The 15,550-nt window shown below is 69.7% G+C and carries 16 protein-coding genes; 8 read left to right on the forward strand and 8 right to left on the reverse strand.

The window, feature by feature from the left end:
• Positions 1-217: 217 nt before the first annotated feature.
• The 5 genes from IG54_RS0105510 (at position 218) to IG54_RS0105530 (ending at position 6,936) form a co-directional block, all read left to right on the forward strand.
• Positions 218-1,108, forward strand: coding sequence for an FAD binding domain-containing protein (locus tag IG54_RS0105510; RefSeq protein WP_030778010.1), 891 nt, complete (start codon positions 218-220; stop codon positions 1,106-1,108).
• A complete protein-coding gene (locus tag IG54_RS0105515; RefSeq protein WP_030778012.1) occupies positions 1,108-1,719 on the forward strand; it encodes a (2Fe-2S)-binding protein in 612 nt (203 codons plus the stop codon). Before IG54_RS0105510 ends, IG54_RS0105515 begins: the two co-directional genes overlap by 1 nt.
• A gap of 2 nt (positions 1,720-1,721) precedes the next feature.
• Positions 1,722-4,112 carry a xanthine dehydrogenase subunit D gene (pucD, locus tag IG54_RS0105520; protein WP_030778014.1) on the forward strand — a complete coding sequence of 797 codons (2,391 nt, stop codon included), beginning with the start codon at positions 1,722-1,724 and terminating at the stop codon, positions 4,110-4,112.
• 171 nt (positions 4,113-4,283) lie between these two features.
• Complete coding sequence (locus IG54_RS0105525; protein ID WP_030778017.1) at positions 4,284-5,741, forward strand: NCS2 family permease; 1,458 nt, start codon at positions 4,284-4,286, stop codon at positions 5,739-5,741.
• A 43-nt stretch (positions 5,742-5,784) separates the two neighbouring features.
• Positions 5,785-6,936: an XdhC family protein gene (locus IG54_RS0105530; RefSeq protein ID WP_030778019.1), complete on the forward strand. Its 1,152-nt coding sequence runs from the start codon at positions 5,785-5,787 to the stop codon at positions 6,934-6,936.
• A gap of 19 nt (positions 6,937-6,955) precedes the next feature.
• Here the strand turns inward: IG54_RS0105530 and IG54_RS0105535 are convergent, their stop codons facing one another.
• Both IG54_RS0105535 and IG54_RS0105540 read right to left on the reverse strand, forming a co-directional pair.
• Positions 6,956-7,408: a hypothetical protein gene (locus IG54_RS0105535; protein WP_030778021.1), complete on the reverse strand. Its 453-nt coding sequence runs from the start codon at positions 7,406-7,408 to the stop codon at positions 6,956-6,958.
• A gap of 40 nt (positions 7,409-7,448) precedes the next feature.
• A complete protein-coding gene (locus IG54_RS0105540; RefSeq protein ID WP_051819293.1) occupies positions 7,449-8,246 on the reverse strand; it encodes a polysaccharide deacetylase family protein in 798 nt (265 codons plus the stop codon).
• Between the two features lie 180 nt (positions 8,247-8,426).
• Between IG54_RS0105540 and IG54_RS0105545 the strand changes: the two genes are divergently transcribed.
• Positions 8,427-8,789, forward strand: coding sequence for a DUF6479 family protein (locus tag IG54_RS0105545; protein ID WP_030778024.1), 363 nt, complete (start codon positions 8,427-8,429; stop codon positions 8,787-8,789).
• Between the two features lie 29 nt (positions 8,790-8,818).
• On the opposite strand, the gene IG54_RS0105550 is transcribed toward IG54_RS0105545, so the two are convergent.
• Genes IG54_RS0105550 through IG54_RS0105560 form a run of 3 tightly spaced genes read right to left on the reverse strand, consistent with a single transcriptional unit; the run spans position 8,819 to position 10,532 of the window.
• Positions 8,819-9,592, reverse strand: coding sequence for a metallophosphoesterase family protein (locus tag IG54_RS0105550; protein ID WP_051819294.1), 774 nt, complete (start codon positions 9,590-9,592; stop codon positions 8,819-8,821).
• Positions 9,589-9,843: a hypothetical protein gene (locus IG54_RS0105555; RefSeq protein ID WP_030778028.1), complete on the reverse strand. Its 255-nt coding sequence runs from the start codon at positions 9,841-9,843 to the stop codon at positions 9,589-9,591. The genes IG54_RS0105550 and IG54_RS0105555 overlap by 4 nt, the downstream gene beginning before the upstream one ends.
• Positions 9,840-10,532: a nucleotidyltransferase family protein gene (locus tag IG54_RS0105560; protein WP_037896472.1), complete on the reverse strand. Its 693-nt coding sequence runs from the start codon at positions 10,530-10,532 to the stop codon at positions 9,840-9,842. Before IG54_RS0105560 ends, IG54_RS0105555 begins: the two co-directional genes overlap by 4 nt.
• Positions 10,533-10,873: 341 nt before the next feature.
• Between IG54_RS0105560 and IG54_RS0105565 the strand changes: the two genes are divergently transcribed.
• Positions 10,874-12,532, forward strand: a complete 1,659-nt coding sequence (locus tag IG54_RS0105565) for a catalase (RefSeq protein WP_030778033.1) — start codon at positions 10,874-10,876, stop codon at positions 12,530-12,532.
• A gap of 70 nt (positions 12,533-12,602) precedes the next feature.
• Here IG54_RS0105565 and IG54_RS0105570 read toward each other — a convergent pair whose 3' ends face one another.
• Complete coding sequence (locus IG54_RS0105570) at positions 12,603-13,097, reverse strand: SPW repeat protein (RefSeq protein ID WP_030778035.1); 495 nt, start codon at positions 13,095-13,097, stop codon at positions 12,603-12,605.
• A gap of 310 nt (positions 13,098-13,407) precedes the next feature.
• Between IG54_RS0105570 and IG54_RS0105575 the strand changes: the two genes are divergently transcribed.
• Positions 13,408-13,656, forward strand: a complete 249-nt coding sequence (locus IG54_RS0105575) for an SCO4226 family nickel-binding protein (protein ID WP_030778038.1) — start codon at positions 13,408-13,410, stop codon at positions 13,654-13,656.
• 36 nt (positions 13,657-13,692) lie between these two features.
• On the opposite strand, the gene IG54_RS0105580 is transcribed toward IG54_RS0105575, so the two are convergent.
• A complete protein-coding gene (locus IG54_RS0105580; protein WP_030778040.1) occupies positions 13,693-14,115 on the reverse strand; it encodes a DUF6003 family protein in 423 nt (140 codons plus the stop codon).
• 84 nt (positions 14,116-14,199) lie between these two features.
• Positions 14,200-15,498, reverse strand: coding sequence for a phosphatase PAP2 family protein (locus IG54_RS0105585; RefSeq protein WP_030778042.1), 1,299 nt, complete (start codon positions 15,496-15,498; stop codon positions 14,200-14,202).
• Positions 15,499-15,550 lie beyond the last annotated feature (52 nt).

Genomic DNA, 15,550 nt, shown 5'->3' on the forward strand with positions numbered 1-15,550 from the left:
CCGTTCTTCATACGAATCTACAAGACGCGCGGCTTGGCCAGCCAACTCCTTCATGGTTTCGGTGACTGACCCCATCGGACGAGCGGGCGGTGTACTTGCCCCACTCCGCGTTAACAGCACATGAACGAGCAGTCGAGGGACGAACGGCCCGAGTGGCCGAAACGGAATCCTCCCGTCCCCCGAAGCGAACGACCCTCGATACGAAGAAGAGAGCCTCATGGACTTCCTTCGCCCCGCCAGCTGGGAGGAGGCGCTCGCCGCCAAGGCCGAGCACCCCACGGCTGTGCCGATTGCGGGTGGCACCGACGTGATGGTCGAGATCAACTTCGACCACCGTCGTCCCGAGTACCTGCTTGACCTCAACCGCATCGTCGAACTGCGCGAGTGGGAGGTGGGCGAGGAGACGGTCCGGCTCGGTGCCTCCGTCCCGTACACCCAGATCATGGAGGAGCTGCGTACGGAGCTTCCCGGCCTGGCGCTCGCCTCGCACACGGTCGCGTCGCCGCAGATCCGCAACCGCGGCGGCGTCGGCGGCAACCTCGGCACGGCGTCCCCGGCCGGCGACGCCCACCCGGCGCTGCTCGCCGCCGACTGCGAGGTCGAGGTGGAGTCGGTGCGCGGCTCGCGCCTGATCCCGATCGACGACTTCTACACCGGCGTGAAGCGCAACGCCCTCGCCGAGGACGAGCTGATCAGGGCCGTCCACATCAAGAAGGCGGACGGCCCGCAGCAGTACTCGAAGGTCGGCACGCGCAACGCCATGGTCATCGCCGTATGCGCGTTCGGCATCGCACTGCACCCCGACACCCGCACCGTGCGGACCGGCATCGGCTCCGCCGCCCCGACCCCCATCCGGGCGAAGACCGCCGAGGAATTCTTGAACGCGGCGCTCGAAGAGGGCGGCTTCTGGGACAACAAGAAGATCATCACCCCCTCGATCGCCAAGCAGTTCGCGGAGCTGGCCTCCGGCGCCGCCAACCCGATCGACGACGTGCGCGGCACGGCGAGCTACCGCCGCCACGCCGTCGGGATCATGGCCCGCCGCACGCTCGGCTGGACCTGGGAGTCGTACCGCGGCAAGGGCCGCAGCACTGAGGGAGTCGCATAATGCGCGTGAACTTCACGGTCAACGGCCGTCAGCAGGAAGCGGACGACGTCTGGGAGGGCGAGTCCCTTCTGTACGTGCTCCGCGAGCGTATGGGGCTCCCGGGCTCCAAGAACGCCTGTGAGCAGGGTGAGTGCGGTTCCTGCACCGTCCGTCTCGACGGCGTGCCGGTCTGCGCGTGTCTGGTCGCGGCCGGTCAGGTGGAGGGCCGGGAGGTCACCACCGTCGAGGGCCTCGCCGACTACTCCAAGCACCGCGAGAGCGCCCACCCCGGCGGCGGCTGCGCCTCCGGCGCGTGCGGCACCTCGCTCCAGGACGCCCAGCAGTGGAAGGCGCACGGCACCGACTCCCAGACCGGTGAGGGCACCACGCTCTCCCCGATCCAGCAGGCGTTCATCGACGCCGGCGCCGTCCAGTGCGGCTTCTGCACGCCGGGTCTGCTGATCGCGGCCGACGAGATGCTGGAGCGCAACCCGCAGCCCACCGACGCGGACATCCGCGAGGCGCTGTCCGGCAACCTCTGCCGCTGCACGGGTTACGAGAAGATCCTGGACGCGGTGCGTCTCGCCGCCGCCCGCCAGGACCGTCAGGGACTTCAGGAAGGGGCGGTCTGATCATGGGTTCCACCCGTACGACCGGCGTACCCACCAAGCTCACCCAGGGTTCGCAGACCAAGGGCGGCATCGGCGAGTCGACGCTGCGCCCCGACGGCACCCTGAAGGTCACCGGCGAGTTCGCGTACTCCTCGGACATGTGGCACGAGGACATGCTGTGGGGCCAGACCCTGCGCTCCACCGTCGCGCACGCCGAGATCGTCTCGATCGACACCTCCGCGGCCCTCGCGATGGCGGGCGTCTACGCCGTCATGACGTACGACGACCTGCCGGCCGAGATGAAGAACTACGGCCTGGAGATCCAGGACACGCCGGTCCTCGCCCACGGCAAGGTCCGCCACCACGGTGAGCCGGTCGCCCTCGTGGCCGCCGACCACCCGGAGACCGCCCGCCGCGCCGCCGCGAAGATCGTGATCGAGTACAAGGAGCTGCCCCTCATCACCGATGAGGCCTCGGCGACCGCTCCCGACGCGGTACTCGTGCACGAGGGCCGCACCGACAGCCACATGAAGCACGTCCCGCACCCGAACATCGTGCACCGCCAGCCGATCATCCGCGGCAACGCGGCCGAGGCCGCCAAGAAGGCCGACGTCATCGTCAAGGGCGAGTACACCTTCGGCATGCAGGACCAGGCCTTCCTCGGCCCGGAGTCCGGTCTCGCCGTGCCCGCGGAGGACGGCGGCGTCGACCTCTACGTCGCCACCCAGTGGCTGCACTCCGACCTCGAACAGATCGCCCCCGTCCTCGGCCTGCCCGAGGAGAAGGTGCGCATGACGCTCTCCGGCGTCGGCGGTGCCTTCGGCGGCCGCGAGGACATCTCGATGCAGATCCACGCCTGCCTCCTGGCGCTGCGCACCGGCAAGCCGGTCAAGATCGTCTACAACCGCTTCGAGTCCTTCTTCGGCCATGTGCACCGCCACCCGGCGAAGCTCTACTACGAGCACGGCGCCACCAAGGACGGCAAGCTCACGCACATGAAGTGCAAGATCGTCCTGGACGGCGGCGCCTACGCGTCGGCCTCCCCGGCGGTCGTCGGCAACGCCTCGTCCCTGTCGGTCGGCCCGTATGTGATCGACGACGTCGAGATCGAGGCGATCGCCCTCTACACCAACAACCCGCCGTGCGGCGCGATGCGCGGCTTCGGCGCCGTCCAGGCCTGCTTCGCCTACGAGGCCCAGATGGACAAGCTCGCGGCCAAGCTGGGCATGGACCCGGTCGAGCTGCGCCAGCTGAACGCCATGGAGCAGGGCACGCTGCTGCCGACCGGGCAGGTGGTCGACTCGCCCGCGCCGGTCGCCGAGATCCTGCGCCGCGTGAAGGCCCGCCCGCTGCCGCCCGAGCGCCAGTGGGAGTCCAGCGAGGGCGCCGACGTACGCCAGCTGCCGGGCGGCCTGTCCAACACCACCCACGGCGAAGGCGTCGTACGCGGTGTGGGCTACGCGGTCGGCATAAAGAACGTCGGCTTCTCCGAGGGCTTCGACGACTACTCCACCGCCAAGGTGCGCATGGAGGTCATCAACGGCGAGCCCGTCGCGACCGTGCACACCGCGATGGCGGAGGTCGGCCAGGGCGGTGTCACCGTCCACGCGCAGATCGCGCGGACCGAGCTGGGCGTCACGCAGGTGACGATCCACCCGGCCGACACCCAGGTGGGCAGCGCCGGTTCGTCATCCGCGTCGCGTCAGACGTACGTCACCGGCGGTGCCGTCAAGAACTCCTGCGAGCTGGTGCGCGAGAAGGTCCTGGAGATCGGCCGCCGCAAGTTCGGCTCGTACCACCCCGCGTGGGCCACCGCCGAGCTGCTGCTCGAAGGCGGCAAGGTCGTCACCGACGGCGGCGAGGTCCTCGGCGACCTGGTCGACGTCCTGGAGGACGAGAGCGTCGAGGTCGAGGCCGAGTGGCGGCACCGCCCCACCGAGCCCTTCGACCTGAAGACCGGGCAGGGCAACGGCCACGTCCAGTACTCCTTCGCCGCGCACCGCGCGGTCGTCGAGGTCGACACCGAGCTGGGCCTGGTCAAGGTCATCGAGCTGGCCTGCGCCCAGGACGTCGGCAAGGCGCTGAACCCGCTGTCCGTCCTCGGCCAGATCCAGGGTGGCACCACCCAGGGCCTGGGCGTGGCGGTCATGGAGGAAATCATCGTCGACCCGAAGACCGCGAAGGTGAAGAACCCCTCCTTCACGGACTACCTGATCCCCACCATCCTCGACACGCCGACCATCCCCGTCGACGTGCTCGAACTCGCCGACGAGCACGCCCCCTACGGGCTCCGTGGCATCGGCGAGGCCCCGACCCTGTCGTCCACCCCGGCGGTCCTCGCGGCCATCCGGAACGCGACGGGTCTGGAGCTGAACAAAACTCCGGTACGGCCCGAGCACCTCACCGGCACGTAACCCCTGGCCGGGTGGAGGCGGAGCACGCAGCGCCCGGGGGCTCTCGCCCCCGGGCCCCCTCCTCAACGCCATGTCGTTCGTCTCGGGCCGTCCCCCGGGTCGTGCAGCCAACGCACCATCCCAAATCCCGCAACTCCGCGGGTGCCCCTGTGAACCTTGGGAGTAGGCACCATGACCCAGTCTTCAGTGGAGCCCAAGACCACCGCAGAGGACGCGGGCTCCGGCTCCCGCGTCCCGGCCGGCCGGTCTTGGCTCGATCGGTACTTCCACATATCCCGGAGAGGATCCTCGGTCGCGCGCGAGGTGCGCGGCGGCGTCACCACCTTCATGGCGATGGCGTACATCCTCCTGCTCAACCCCGTGATCCTGTCCGGCAAGGACGCGGCCGGGGACACCATGGCGACGAAGGCCGTGATCACCGCGACCGCGTTCGCCGCGGCCCTCACCACCCTCCTGATGGGCTTCGTCGGCAAGGTGCCGCTGGCCCTGGCCGCCGGACTCTCCGTGTCCGGCGTGATCTCCTCGCAGGTCGCACCCGAGATGACCTGGCCGCAGGCCATGGGCATGTGCGTGATGTACGGCGTGGTGATCATGCTCCTCGTGGTCACCGGGCTCCGCGAGATGATCATGAACGCGATCCCGCTCGCCCTCAAGCACGGCATCACCATGGGCATCGGCCTGTTCATCGCCATCATCGGCCTGGTCAAGGGCGGCTTCGTTCACCCGGGCAAAGCCACTCCGCTCTCGCTCGGCCCCGCCGGTGAACTCTCGGGCTGGCCCGTCCTGCTCTTCGCGGGCACCCTGCTCCTCATCTTCATGCTCCAGGCGCGCAACATCCCCGGCGCGATCCTGATCGGCATCGTCACCGGCACGTTCGTGGCCGTCATCCTCAACGCCTTCGACGTGATCGACCCGAAGCAGTGGGCCAACGGCGCCCCCGAGCTGCACGGCAGCGCGATCTCCTCGCCGGACTTCTCGCTCTTCGGCGAGGTCGAGTTCGGCGGCTGGGGCGAGGTCGGCGCGATGACCGTCGGCATGATCGTCTTCACGCTCGTGCTCGCCGGGTTCTTCGACGCGATGGCCACCATCATCGGCGTCGGCACCGAGGCCAACCTCGCCGACGAGAAGGGCCGCATGCCCGGCCTGTCCAAGGCGCTGTTCATCGACGGCGCCGGCGGCGCCATCGGCGGTGTGGCGGGCGGCTCCGGCCAGACCGTCTTCGTGGAGTCCGCGACCGGCGTCGGCGAAGGCGCCCGCACCGGCCTCGCCTCGGTCGTCACCGGCCTGTTCTTCGCGGCCTGCCTCTTCTTCACACCGCTCACCGCGATCGTGCCGCAGGAGGTCGCGTCCGCCGCGCTCGTCGTCATCGGAGCGATGATGATGATGAACGCCCGGCACGTCGACTGGGCCGACCGCGCCACCGCCATCCCGGTCTTCCTGACCGTCGTACTCATGCCCTTCACGTACACCATCACCACCGGTGTCGCGGCGGGCGTCGTCTCCTGGGTCGCCATCAAGATCGCCCAGGGGAAGGCCCGCGAGATCGGCGCCTTCATGTGGGGCCTGACGGTGATCTTCATCGTCTACTTCGCCCTCAACCCCATCGAAGGATGGCTGGGCGTCCACTGACGCCGGGCCCTCCGCACATCCGCAGAGCCTGAGGAGGCCGCACATGCTGGACATCGCCGAAGAGCTGAACCGGTGGGTCGAGCAGGGACGTGACTTCGCCGTCGCCACCGTGGTGGCGGTCGGCGGGAGCGCGCCCCGGCAACCCGGCGCCGCCCTCGCGGTCGACGCCGACGGCACCGCCATCGGCTCGGTCTCCGGCGGGTGCGTGGAGGGCGCCGTCTACGAGTTGTGCCAACAGGCGCTGGAGGACGGCGAACCCGTACTCGAACGCTTCGGCTACAGCGACGAGGACGCCTTCGCCGTGGGCCTGACCTGCGGCGGCATCATCGACATCCTGGTCACCCCGGTCCGCGCGGACTCCGCGTCCCGCCCGGTGCTCGCCGCCGCCCTCGCCGCCGCCTCCTCGGGGCGGGCGGCGGCGGTCGCCCGCATCACCTCCGGACCCGCCGACCTCATGGGCCGCGCCCTTCTCGTCCATCCCTCGGGTGCGTACGAGGGTGGCCTCGGCGGACACCCGGAGCTGGACCGCACGGTGGCGGGGGAGGCCCGCGCCCTTCTCGACGCCGGGCGCACCGCGACCGTGGAGATCGGCGAGGACGGGTCGCGGTGCGGATCGCCGCTGGTCGTCCTGGTGGAGTCCAGCGTGCCGCCGCCCCGCATGATCGTGTTCGGCGCCATCGACTTCGCCTCCGCGCTGGTGCGGATCGGCAAGTTCCTCGGCTACCACGTGACCGTGTGCGACGCGCGGCCCGTCTTCGCGACGCCGACCCGCTTCCCCGACGCCGACGAGATCGTCGTCGAGTGGCCCCACACATACCTGGAGAACACCGAGGTCGACGGCCGCACCGTGCTGTGCGTGCTGACCCACGACGCCAAGTTCGACGTACCGCTGCTGCGCCTCGCGCTGCGGCTGCCCGTCGCCTACGTCGGTGCGATGGGTTCGCGCCGCACCCACGAGGACCGCAACGTCCGTCTCCGCGAGGTCGGGGTCACCGAGCTGGAACTGGCGCGGCTGCGCTCACCCATCGGCCTCGACCTCGGCGCTCGTACGCCCGAGGAGACCGCCCTGTCCATCGCCTCGGAGATCGTCGCCAGCCGGCGGGGCGGCAGCGGGGTCTCGCTCACCGGGGCGCACACGCCCATCCACCACGACGGAACCCGCGGGCCCGCGGGGCGCATCGGCTCGGTCGCCTGAGCCGAGCGGCGCACAAGGCCTACGTACCCGGCGGCGCGGTCGCGGTGAGCCGGTCCACCACCCGGCCGAACATCCGCCGGGCCGCGAAGGCCAGCACGCGGTCGAACAGCCGCGGCAGCAGGCGCACGGTCAGCTCCTCCTGCCAGAGCACCGTGGAAGTGCCGACGGACGAGGGACGCACCTCGAACTCCGCCCAGCCCGTCACGAACGACCCGCGCTTCTCCAGTCGGCACCGGCCCGGCGAGGCGGCCTCCGGCGGGTGCCAGCCGACGACCTCCATCGGGTCGTCGAAGCCGACGGGGCCGAGCGCGCTGCGGGCGACGAAGACCGTGCCCACGCGCGTGGGCGGGGGAGTGCGGACCGTGACGCGGGTGAGCGGTACGGCATCGCCGTGCCGTTCCCACGTGGTCAGGCGACGCCACGCCTCGGCGGCGGGCAAGGACGTTTCCCTGGCGAACCGGAAGAGAACCACGTCGCCGAGCCTAGTTCCCGCCGGTGCGTGCGGCGCGTGATCAGCGGTAGACCTTGCCCGGCTCGGCCTTGCCCGGCGCGAGCAGCTGGGAGACGGTCACGAAGACGTAGCCCCGCTTCTTCAGCTCGGAGATGACGCCCGGTACGGCGGGCACGGTGCCCTTGTAGATGTCGTGCAGCAGGATGATGCCGTCCCGCTTGGTCTGGTCGACGACCCGCTTCTCGATCAGCTTGGAGTCATTGGTCGTGTAGTCCTTGGCCGTGACGGTCCACAGGACCTCCGAGAGGCCCAGCTCCTTGGAGAGCTTGTTGACGTCGTCGTCGGTGCGGCCCTGCGGCGGGCGCATCAGCGTCGGCTTCTTGCCGATGAGCTTCTCTATCGCCTCGTTCGGGCGCTCCAGCTCCCGGCGTGCCTCGGCGGGCTCGATCTTCGTGAGGATCTTGTGCGACCAGGTGTGACTGGCGACCTCGTGGCCCTCGCGGTCCATCCGCTTCACCAGCTCGGGGTACTTCTCTATGTGGTTCTTGCCCAGCGTGAAGAAGGTGGCGGGGACCTTCTCGTCCTTGAGGATCTTGAGCAGGCGGGGTGTGTTCTCGCTGGGCCCCGCGTCGAAGGTCAGCGCCACGCACTTGGCCTTGCGGCAGTCGACGGTGCCGAACTTCCCCCGGTCCGCGGCCTTGGCTTCCGCGCCCGCCTTGCGGACGGTGCTGGGCGAGGTGGTGTCGAGCGAGGCACACCCGGTCAGGGCGAGGGCGAGGGCCGCCCCCGCCGCGAGAACGGGAGCGGTGCGAGGCAACCTCTTCGAGGTCCGTCTCGTCTTGAAGGCAGCGGCAGGCATGTGAGGAGTGGGCATGGAAGCACTATACCCTCCGTGTATACATGGAGTGTATAGCGGCCCTCCGCCTGCCGGGGGCAGCGGCAGTCAGGTGAATTCAGCGGTGATTTTCCGTGGGTGAATGCCTGAATCGGCAGGAGTAATCCCCAGCTATTTTTCGGGTGGGGCGGGTACAACACTCATATGGAATCCATGGAGTGGGAACTTGCTATTTCGCACACCGCCGCCCTCCTGATGTGGATCGCCGGTGTCGTGGTGGTCGCGGTTCTTCTCGGCGCCTTTTTCTGGGGGCAGCGGGTTCGCGCGCGCGAGCCCAGACCGCCGCGTCCGGACGAGCAGACGAAGATGCCCGAAGGCGGCCCGGTCAGGGAGATCCGCGAGTACCGGGACCCGGACGAGGTGCCGAGGGACGGCCACCGGCTCACCCCGCACGAGCTGAAGGAGGGGTACGGCCAGTCGAGCACGCACCGCAGCCCCTCGCAGGACCCGGCCGACCACAGGAAGGGCGACGGCGGCAGCTTCGGCAGCGGCGGCCTCGGCAGCTGACCTCGCCGTTCAGGCGCGGCCGTCGCCGTTCAGGCGTGACGGTCGGCGGAGGCGGCGGCCGTCACGGCTTCGTCGTGCCCGTGCCCTCGCAGGTGGTAGACGTTGAACGCCTTGCGGATGACGGGCTGGGCGACGTTGCGGACGGGTACGCCGCCGCTGGTCATGCCGTGCTCGGTACCGGCGTGCGCGTGGCCGTGCACCGCCAGGTCCGCGCCCGCCGCGTCGACCGCCTCGGCCAGCAGATAACTGCCGAGGAACGGATAGATCTCCAGAGGCTCCCCCGCGAGCGTGTCCGGCACCGGCGCGAAGTGCGTCAGCGCCACCCGGGTGTCGCACCCCTGCTCGGCCAGCTCGTGCAGCGAGGCCCGCAGGCCCTCCGCGCAGCGCCGGGTGTACCGGATGAATTCCTTCATCAGGGGTTCCCCGAACTCGCTCCCACTGCGGCCCACGAACCCGCCGCCGAACCCCTTGGTCCCCGCGACGCCCACGCGTGCCCCGTCGACCTCGACGACCGTGCCCTGCCCTTCGAGCACCTGGACGCCCGCATCGCGCAGCACGGCGGTGACCTCCTCGGGCCGCTCGTCGTGATGGTCGTGGTTGCCGAGCACGGCGATGACCGGAACCGGCAGGTCCGCCACCTCGCGGGCGACCACCCGCGCCTCGTCCGGGGTGCCGTGGCGGGTGAGGTCCCCGGCGAGAAGCAGCAGGTCGGCGCAGTCAGGAAGTGTTTCGAAGGCGGGCCTGAGCAGCCCCTGGCTGTCGGCCCCCATGTGAATGTCCCCCACGGCAGCGACGCGGATCATACGACTTCCTCCGGGTGGTCCGGGGCCGCCGAGCCGGCGACCACTACATCGAAGTGCACCGTCTGCCCGGCCAGCGCCTCGTGCACGGTACGCAGCAACTCCTCGCGGCAGTGCGATGTGGGGACGGTCCCGACGACCGCCACGGACGACCCGCGGCTCTCCACGCGGATGCCCAGTTCGCCCAGCTCCTCCGCGGCGAGCCGCTCTTTCAAATGGGCGATTCGGTATTCGACATTGGCTGGGTCGTTCACCGGTCTCCTCCTCGCGGTGCGATGACTTCAAGGCGTTCCAGCAGATAGAGGAAAGCGGCCGGCATCGGCGCGTCCCCGCACTCGGCGCGGACGGCCTCCCAGTCGACCATTTCCCGCAGCTGTCGCGCGATCGGCAGTACGGCTCCGAAGTCGCAGTGGTGCTCGGAGAAAGCCGCGAGCAGGGCCCGCATCAGATCGGTCGGTGCGAGGACCGGCATGCGCACCGAATCCACCGGCAGTTCCACGGCCCGCCCCAGCAGTTCCGGGGTGACCGGCTGGTGAGCCAGTTCGAAGATGAGGTCGATGTCCTGGCCCAGGCACTTCGCCTTCAGGAGCCAGTCCTCGGGCGGCGCGTACACCGTCAGACCGGCCTGTTCCAGCGTGGCCGCGACCGCTTCGGCGTCCTCGGGCCTGATGCAGAAGTCGGCGTCGTGCTGGAGGTTGCCGGTCCCGCCGTGCGCGTACACGGCGACGCTGCCGGCGAGGGCGAAATCGTGCTCGTGCCTCTTGAGGATGGCGGCGACCTGCTTGGTCGCCTCCAGGATGGCCTGGTTCAGGTCGGGCGGAAGCTCTTCCGCGCACAGCTCGTGCTGCGGGGACCCACCGGTCGGCCCCGCGGCGGTGCGCAGCTCGGTGACCGGCTTCCTTCCGTACCCGTCGGGAGTGGTTTCTTCTGCGTTCGGCGTCACCTGCTGCTCCGTTTCCGGACGCCGGCTGCTGCACTGTCGTCGTGCAGGTCGGCGGTCTCCGACGATCGCTGCCCAGGCAGCACCGGTACCCGGACCGCCGGGTTCGACACGGGCCAGTTGTCCGTGCGGCACCGTGGCGCACAAATGCGCGCGATGTTGGATTTCCCTTATACCGCAGGGGCGGGCGCGCCACCTCTCCGTACGGCGTACGGCGTACGGGCTTCGGGTCCCTTGGGCAGATGGCCGAGGGGTACCCGGACAGAAGGGCGTTCAGCCCATAACTCCCTTAGCGTGAGAAACCGGAGCTAAAGGAACGCACACGGGTCAAGGAGTCGACGAACGTGACGGACGTATCGAGCACGGGCCCCGCCTCGGGCGAGAGCCGCGAGACGCTCACCAACCGGCAGGGCCACCCGGTCCACGACAACCAGAACCAGCGCACCGTCGGCGCCCGTGGCCCGGCGACGCTGGAGAACTACCAGTTCCTGGAGAAGATCAGCCACTTCGACCGCGAGCGCATCCCGGAGCGGGTCGTCCACGCGCGCGGGGTGACGGCGTACGGTTACTTCGAGGCGTACGGCGCCCTGGGTGACGACCCCATCGGGCGCTTCACCCGCGCCAAGCTCTTCCAGGAGCGCGGCAAGCGTACGGACGTCGCCGTGCGCTTCTCGACGGTCATCGGCGGCCGTGACTCCTCCGAGGCGGCCCGGGACCCCCGGGGCTTCGCGGTGAAGTTCTACACCGAGGACGGCAACTGGGACCTGGTCGGCAACAACCTGGGGGTGTTCTTCATCCGGGACGCGATCAAGTTCCCCGACGTCATCCACGCGCTCAAGCCGGATCCCGTGACCTTCGAGCAGCAGCCGCGCCGGATCTTCGACTTCATGTCGCAGACCCCCGAGTCCATGCACATGCTGGTCAACCTCTTCAGCCCGCGCGGCATCCCGTCGGACTACCGCCACATGCAGGGCTTCGGCGTCAACACGTACAAGTGGGTCAACGATCAGGGGGAGTCCCTCCTGGTCAAGTACCACTGGATGCCCAAGCAGGGCGTCCGCAGCATGACCGAGGAGGACGCGGCGAACGTCCAGGCCGAGGGCCTCGGGCACGCCACCAAGGACCTGTACGAGGCGATCGCGCGTGGTGATCACCCGGAGTGGGAACTGCTCGTCCAGGTAATGGAGGACCACGACCACCCGGAGCTGGACTTCGACCCGCTCGACGACACGAAGACCTGGCCCGAGCAGGACTTCCCGCCGAAGGCCGTCGGCCGGATGGTGCTCGACCGGATGCCGGAGAACTACTTCGCGGAGAACGAGCAGATCTCGTTCGGCACCGGTGTGCTGGTGGACGGCCTCGACTTCTCGGACGACAAGATGCTGGTGGGCCGCACCTTCTCCTACAGCGACACCCAGCGCTACCGCGTCGGCCCCAACTACCTCCAGCTGCCCGTCAATCAGGCCAAGAACGCCCAGGTGCGCACCAACCAGCGCGACGGCCTGATGACATATCAGGTCGACGGGGGCGGCGGGAACCCCATCGTCAACTACGAGCCGTCCATCACCGGCGGGCTGCGCGAGGCGCAGTCGCAGGTGCACGACGAGCAGGGCCCGGAGATCCACGGCAGGCTCACGCGCAAGCGCATCCCGCGGACGAACGACTACCTCCAGGCCGGCCAGCGGTACTGCCTGATGGAGCAGTGGGAGCGCGACGACCTCGTACGCAACTTCGTCGCGCTGCTCTCCGAGTGCGACCGGGTGGTCCAGGAACGGATGGTCTGGCACTTCCTGCTCGTGGAGAACGAGCTGGGCCTCAAGGTCGGCGAGGGGATCGGCATCGGCCCGAAGGACGTCGCGGGCCTCCAGCCCCTGGCCGGTCAGGACCTGACCGAGGAGGACCGCAAGCGGCTCGCCAACCTGGGGGAGAACCCGCCGCGCGACGTCAGCGGCCTGACCATGACGCACTGTGTGCCGAACGAGAGGCACGTGGTCAGCCGCTGAGGGCTCTGCTCCCGCACGGAAAGCGCGGTCGACCGAGCACCACTCGGCCGACCGCGCCCGCACTGACTGCTCAGCCGGGGCCCGCCCGGTAGGCCGCCGCCTTGCCGTGACCGGCGGCCGAACTCTCTTCCGCACGGACGGCCGCGCTGGCGGCCAGGCCCAGCAGCAGGGCCACCGCGCCGGTGATGACGTTGCAGACCACCGACCTGGTGGTGCTCATGTCACCCGCCACGACCCACGGGGCGACGATCGTCCAGGCCCCCAGCGCGCAAGCGGCCCACGCCATGCTGTGGGTGCGCTCGTACGCTCGGCCGAAGCCGCCGCTCATCAGCAGGGCGTAGGCGATGCCGACGACGAGGTTGGTGACCGTCAGCCTCGTCAGGCCGTTGAAGCCCACGATCCAGGGCGAGCAGGCCAGGAAGAGGCCGGTGAGGAAGGCCATCGTCTCGACGGCTTGCACTTTCGGTGTGCTCGCCGCGCGCTCGGCGATCTCATGTCGAGCGCGGATGTCGATGATGTCGGGGTGCGTCTCCATCGATGACGGGGACCTGGGGGACGTTGTCATGACGCCCACCTCCAGCTGAGTGGTGGTACTTGGTGCGTGTGGTTCCAGATGCGTGGGGCCGCGCGAACCGATCACACGCGGCCGAACCAGGACGCGGGCCGACACGGTGGTCCTCGGACTCATCGGCGGACTCATCGGCCGGCTCAGGCATGGCGATCACCATCCAGAGTACTCGCGGAGGCGTCCGGTCGCCCCCAGGGTCGAACAGGCGCACGCTGGAAACAGTGGAGCCGGGGCTGGCGAGCGGAGTTGGCAGTTTCGGAAGCTCCCGTACGCGCGTACGCGCATTGTCGGAAGGAGGTGCGACGCCATGTCCAAGTTCATGGACGTCCACCACGGGATGAACGGCATCACGGCCGACCAGTTGAAGGAGGCCCACCAGGCCGACCTCGCCATCGAGAAGGAGGAAGGCGTCCACTTCGAGAAGGCCTGGGCGGACCCGGAGTCCGGCACGGTCTACTGCCTCTCCGAGGCGCCCTCGGCCGACGCCGTCCAGCGCATCCACGAGCGCGCGGGACACCGGGCCGACGAGGTCCACCCGGTTCCCCTCACCGTGTGAGTCCCCCGCCCGGCGACCGGCGCGGGCGGCGGGTCGTCAGGTCGTCAGGCGACCGATCTCCCGCGGATCGATGCCCGTCAGCTGGGCGATGCGCTGCGCGGGGATGCCCGCGGTGAGGGCCCGGTGCACGAGCGCCTCCCAGTCCTGCGTCGTGTCCCGGTATTCGAGCAGCTCGCTCTCCATGTCCGTGACGGCCTGGGGCGCGCACTCCTGCTGGACCCGCAGCGCCTCCTCCTCGCTCAACGGCACGGGCAGGCGCTCGGCGTCCTCGGGAATGAGCGCCTCCGCCTCGGCGGGCAGGATCCTGACCTGCTCCGAGGAGGCGGAGACGTCGTGGGCTTGCAGCCAGCCGTGCACAGCTGGCGTCTCCGTGCACTCCAGGCCCCCGAGTGCGGCCAGGGCCGCCCCCAGCCGCGGGCGCCGGTCGGGAAGAAGGAACAGGTATGCGTCATCGGCCATCGCGGGAAATCGCCTTCTCATTCGGTCATCACAAGCGCGCACGGATGCTAGTGCCCCGCCTTGTGTGATCTCACGCGCCGCGGCTCACACCGGTTCGGGTTGGGGCTCCGGCCGGAGCGCCGGTGCGGGCTTCGGCTCCCACCGCCTGGTGGTCCGTAGGTAGCCGTAGATCACGGAGGCCATCGCCAGCAGGAGAAGCGGCCCGGACACCGCGGGGTGCTCGGCCATGTCCAGCGGCAGATAGCGGTACGACACCAGGAGCCCGGTGAAGACCGCCGTGCCGTAGGCGACCAGCTGGATTCCCGAGCGGTCCCAGCCGCGGTCGAACGTGCGCAGCGCCGCCTCGACGGTGAGCGCGAACACCACACCGGCGATGAGATCCACGCCGTAGTGGTAGCCGAAGCCCAGGGTCGCGCTGAGCGTGGCGACCAGCCAGAACGCCCCCGCGAACCGCAGCAGGCGCGGGCCCTTGCGGGAGTGGATGAAGATCGCGGTGGCCCACGCCGTGTGCAGGCTGGGCACGCAGTTGCGGGGCGTGATCCCGTCGTACGGCACCGGGTGCGGGAGGCCGATCGGCGGCGGTGTGTTCGGCCACAGGTCGGCCACCGCCCACTCCACACCGCCGGTGCCGGAGGTGCCGGGACCGTAGGCGAAGATCGGCCCGACCACCGGGAAGACCATGTAGATGCCGGGCCCGACGAGGCCGATCAGCAGGAAGGTGCGCACCAGGTGGTGGCGGGGAAAACGGCCCTCGGCCGCCACGTTGCGCAGTTGGTACAGGGCGACGACGATCGCGGCCACCGCGAGCTGTGCGTAGACCAGGTCGAGCACGTACGTGCTGACCGGGCCGGAAGCCCTGAGTACGCGGCCTGCCAGCCACGACGGGTCGCCCAGCGCGTGATCGGCGGTGGCCACATACGGGTCGAGCACGGTGGGGCGGGTCTTCGACGTGATGAGCAGCCAGGTGTCACCGGTCTTGCGGCCGGCCACGAGGAGCAGCCCCAGACCGACGCCCTTCAGCAGCAGGAGGCGTTCCTTGCCGGTACGACGCGTGAGCGCGAAAGCCGCACAGCCCAGCATCGCCCACAGCGCGCCGTTGCCGAAGAAGTGTCCCTCGGGCACCTCGGCGCCGACCGCCCACCGCACCGATACGAAGACCACGTCGACGCCGATCGCGGCACCGGCCGCGATGAACCGCTGCCGCCAGGTGAGCACCACCATCATCAACGCCAGGCCGCCGTACAGAGGCCCCGGCTTGGGGGGAAACATGACCTCTCGCGCCTGGTTGGTGATCGGCCCCGGTACGCCGCCGTAGCGTCGCGCGGCGACCTCCAGCGCGATGAGGAATCCGAGGGTCACCACACACGCCGTGGCCCACAGGATCGCTCGCCCCCGCGAAACTATAGGTATCAATTGTTTGACCGATGGTTAGACG

It is taken from the genome of Streptomyces sp. NRRL S-920, assembly GCF_000717945.1.
Taxonomy (GTDB): Bacteria; Actinomycetota; Actinomycetes; order Streptomycetales; family Streptomycetaceae; genus Streptomyces; species Streptomyces alboniger.

What these genes read in the sequence shown, in the direction of transcription:
- IG54_RS0105510 (WP_030778010.1), top strand. Translation starts at nt 218, where the DNA reads ATGGACTTCCTTCGCCCCGCCAGCTGGGAGGAGGCGCTCGCCGCCAAG.
- IG54_RS0105515 (WP_030778012.1), top strand. Translation starts at nt 1,108, where the DNA reads ATGCGCGTGAACTTCACGGTCAACGGCCGTCAGCAGGAAGCGGACGAC.
- pucD (WP_030778014.1), top strand. Translation starts at nt 1,722, where the DNA reads ATGGGTTCCACCCGTACGACCGGCGTACCCACCAAGCTCACCCAGGGT.
- IG54_RS0105525 (WP_030778017.1), top strand. Translation starts at nt 4,284, where the DNA reads ATGACCCAGTCTTCAGTGGAGCCCAAGACCACCGCAGAGGACGCGGGC.
- IG54_RS0105530 (WP_030778019.1), top strand. Translation starts at nt 5,785, where the DNA reads ATGCTGGACATCGCCGAAGAGCTGAACCGGTGGGTCGAGCAGGGACGT.
- IG54_RS0105540 (WP_051819293.1), bottom strand. Translation starts at nt 8,246, where the DNA reads ATGCCTGCCGCTGCCTTCAAGACGAGACGGACCTCGAAGAGGTTGCCT.
- IG54_RS0105545 (WP_030778024.1), top strand. Translation starts at nt 8,427, where the DNA reads ATGGAATCCATGGAGTGGGAACTTGCTATTTCGCACACCGCCGCCCTC.
- IG54_RS0105550 (WP_051819294.1), bottom strand. Translation starts at nt 9,592, where the DNA reads ATGATCCGCGTCGCTGCCGTGGGGGACATTCACATGGGGGCCGACAGC.
- IG54_RS0105570 (WP_030778035.1), bottom strand. Translation starts at nt 13,097, where the DNA reads ATGACAACGTCCCCCAGGTCCCCGTCATCGATGGAGACGCACCCCGAC.
- IG54_RS0105575 (WP_030778038.1), top strand. Translation starts at nt 13,408, where the DNA reads ATGTCCAAGTTCATGGACGTCCACCACGGGATGAACGGCATCACGGCC.
- IG54_RS0105580 (WP_030778040.1), bottom strand. Translation starts at nt 14,115, where the DNA reads ATGGCCGATGACGCATACCTGTTCCTTCTTCCCGACCGGCGCCCGCGG.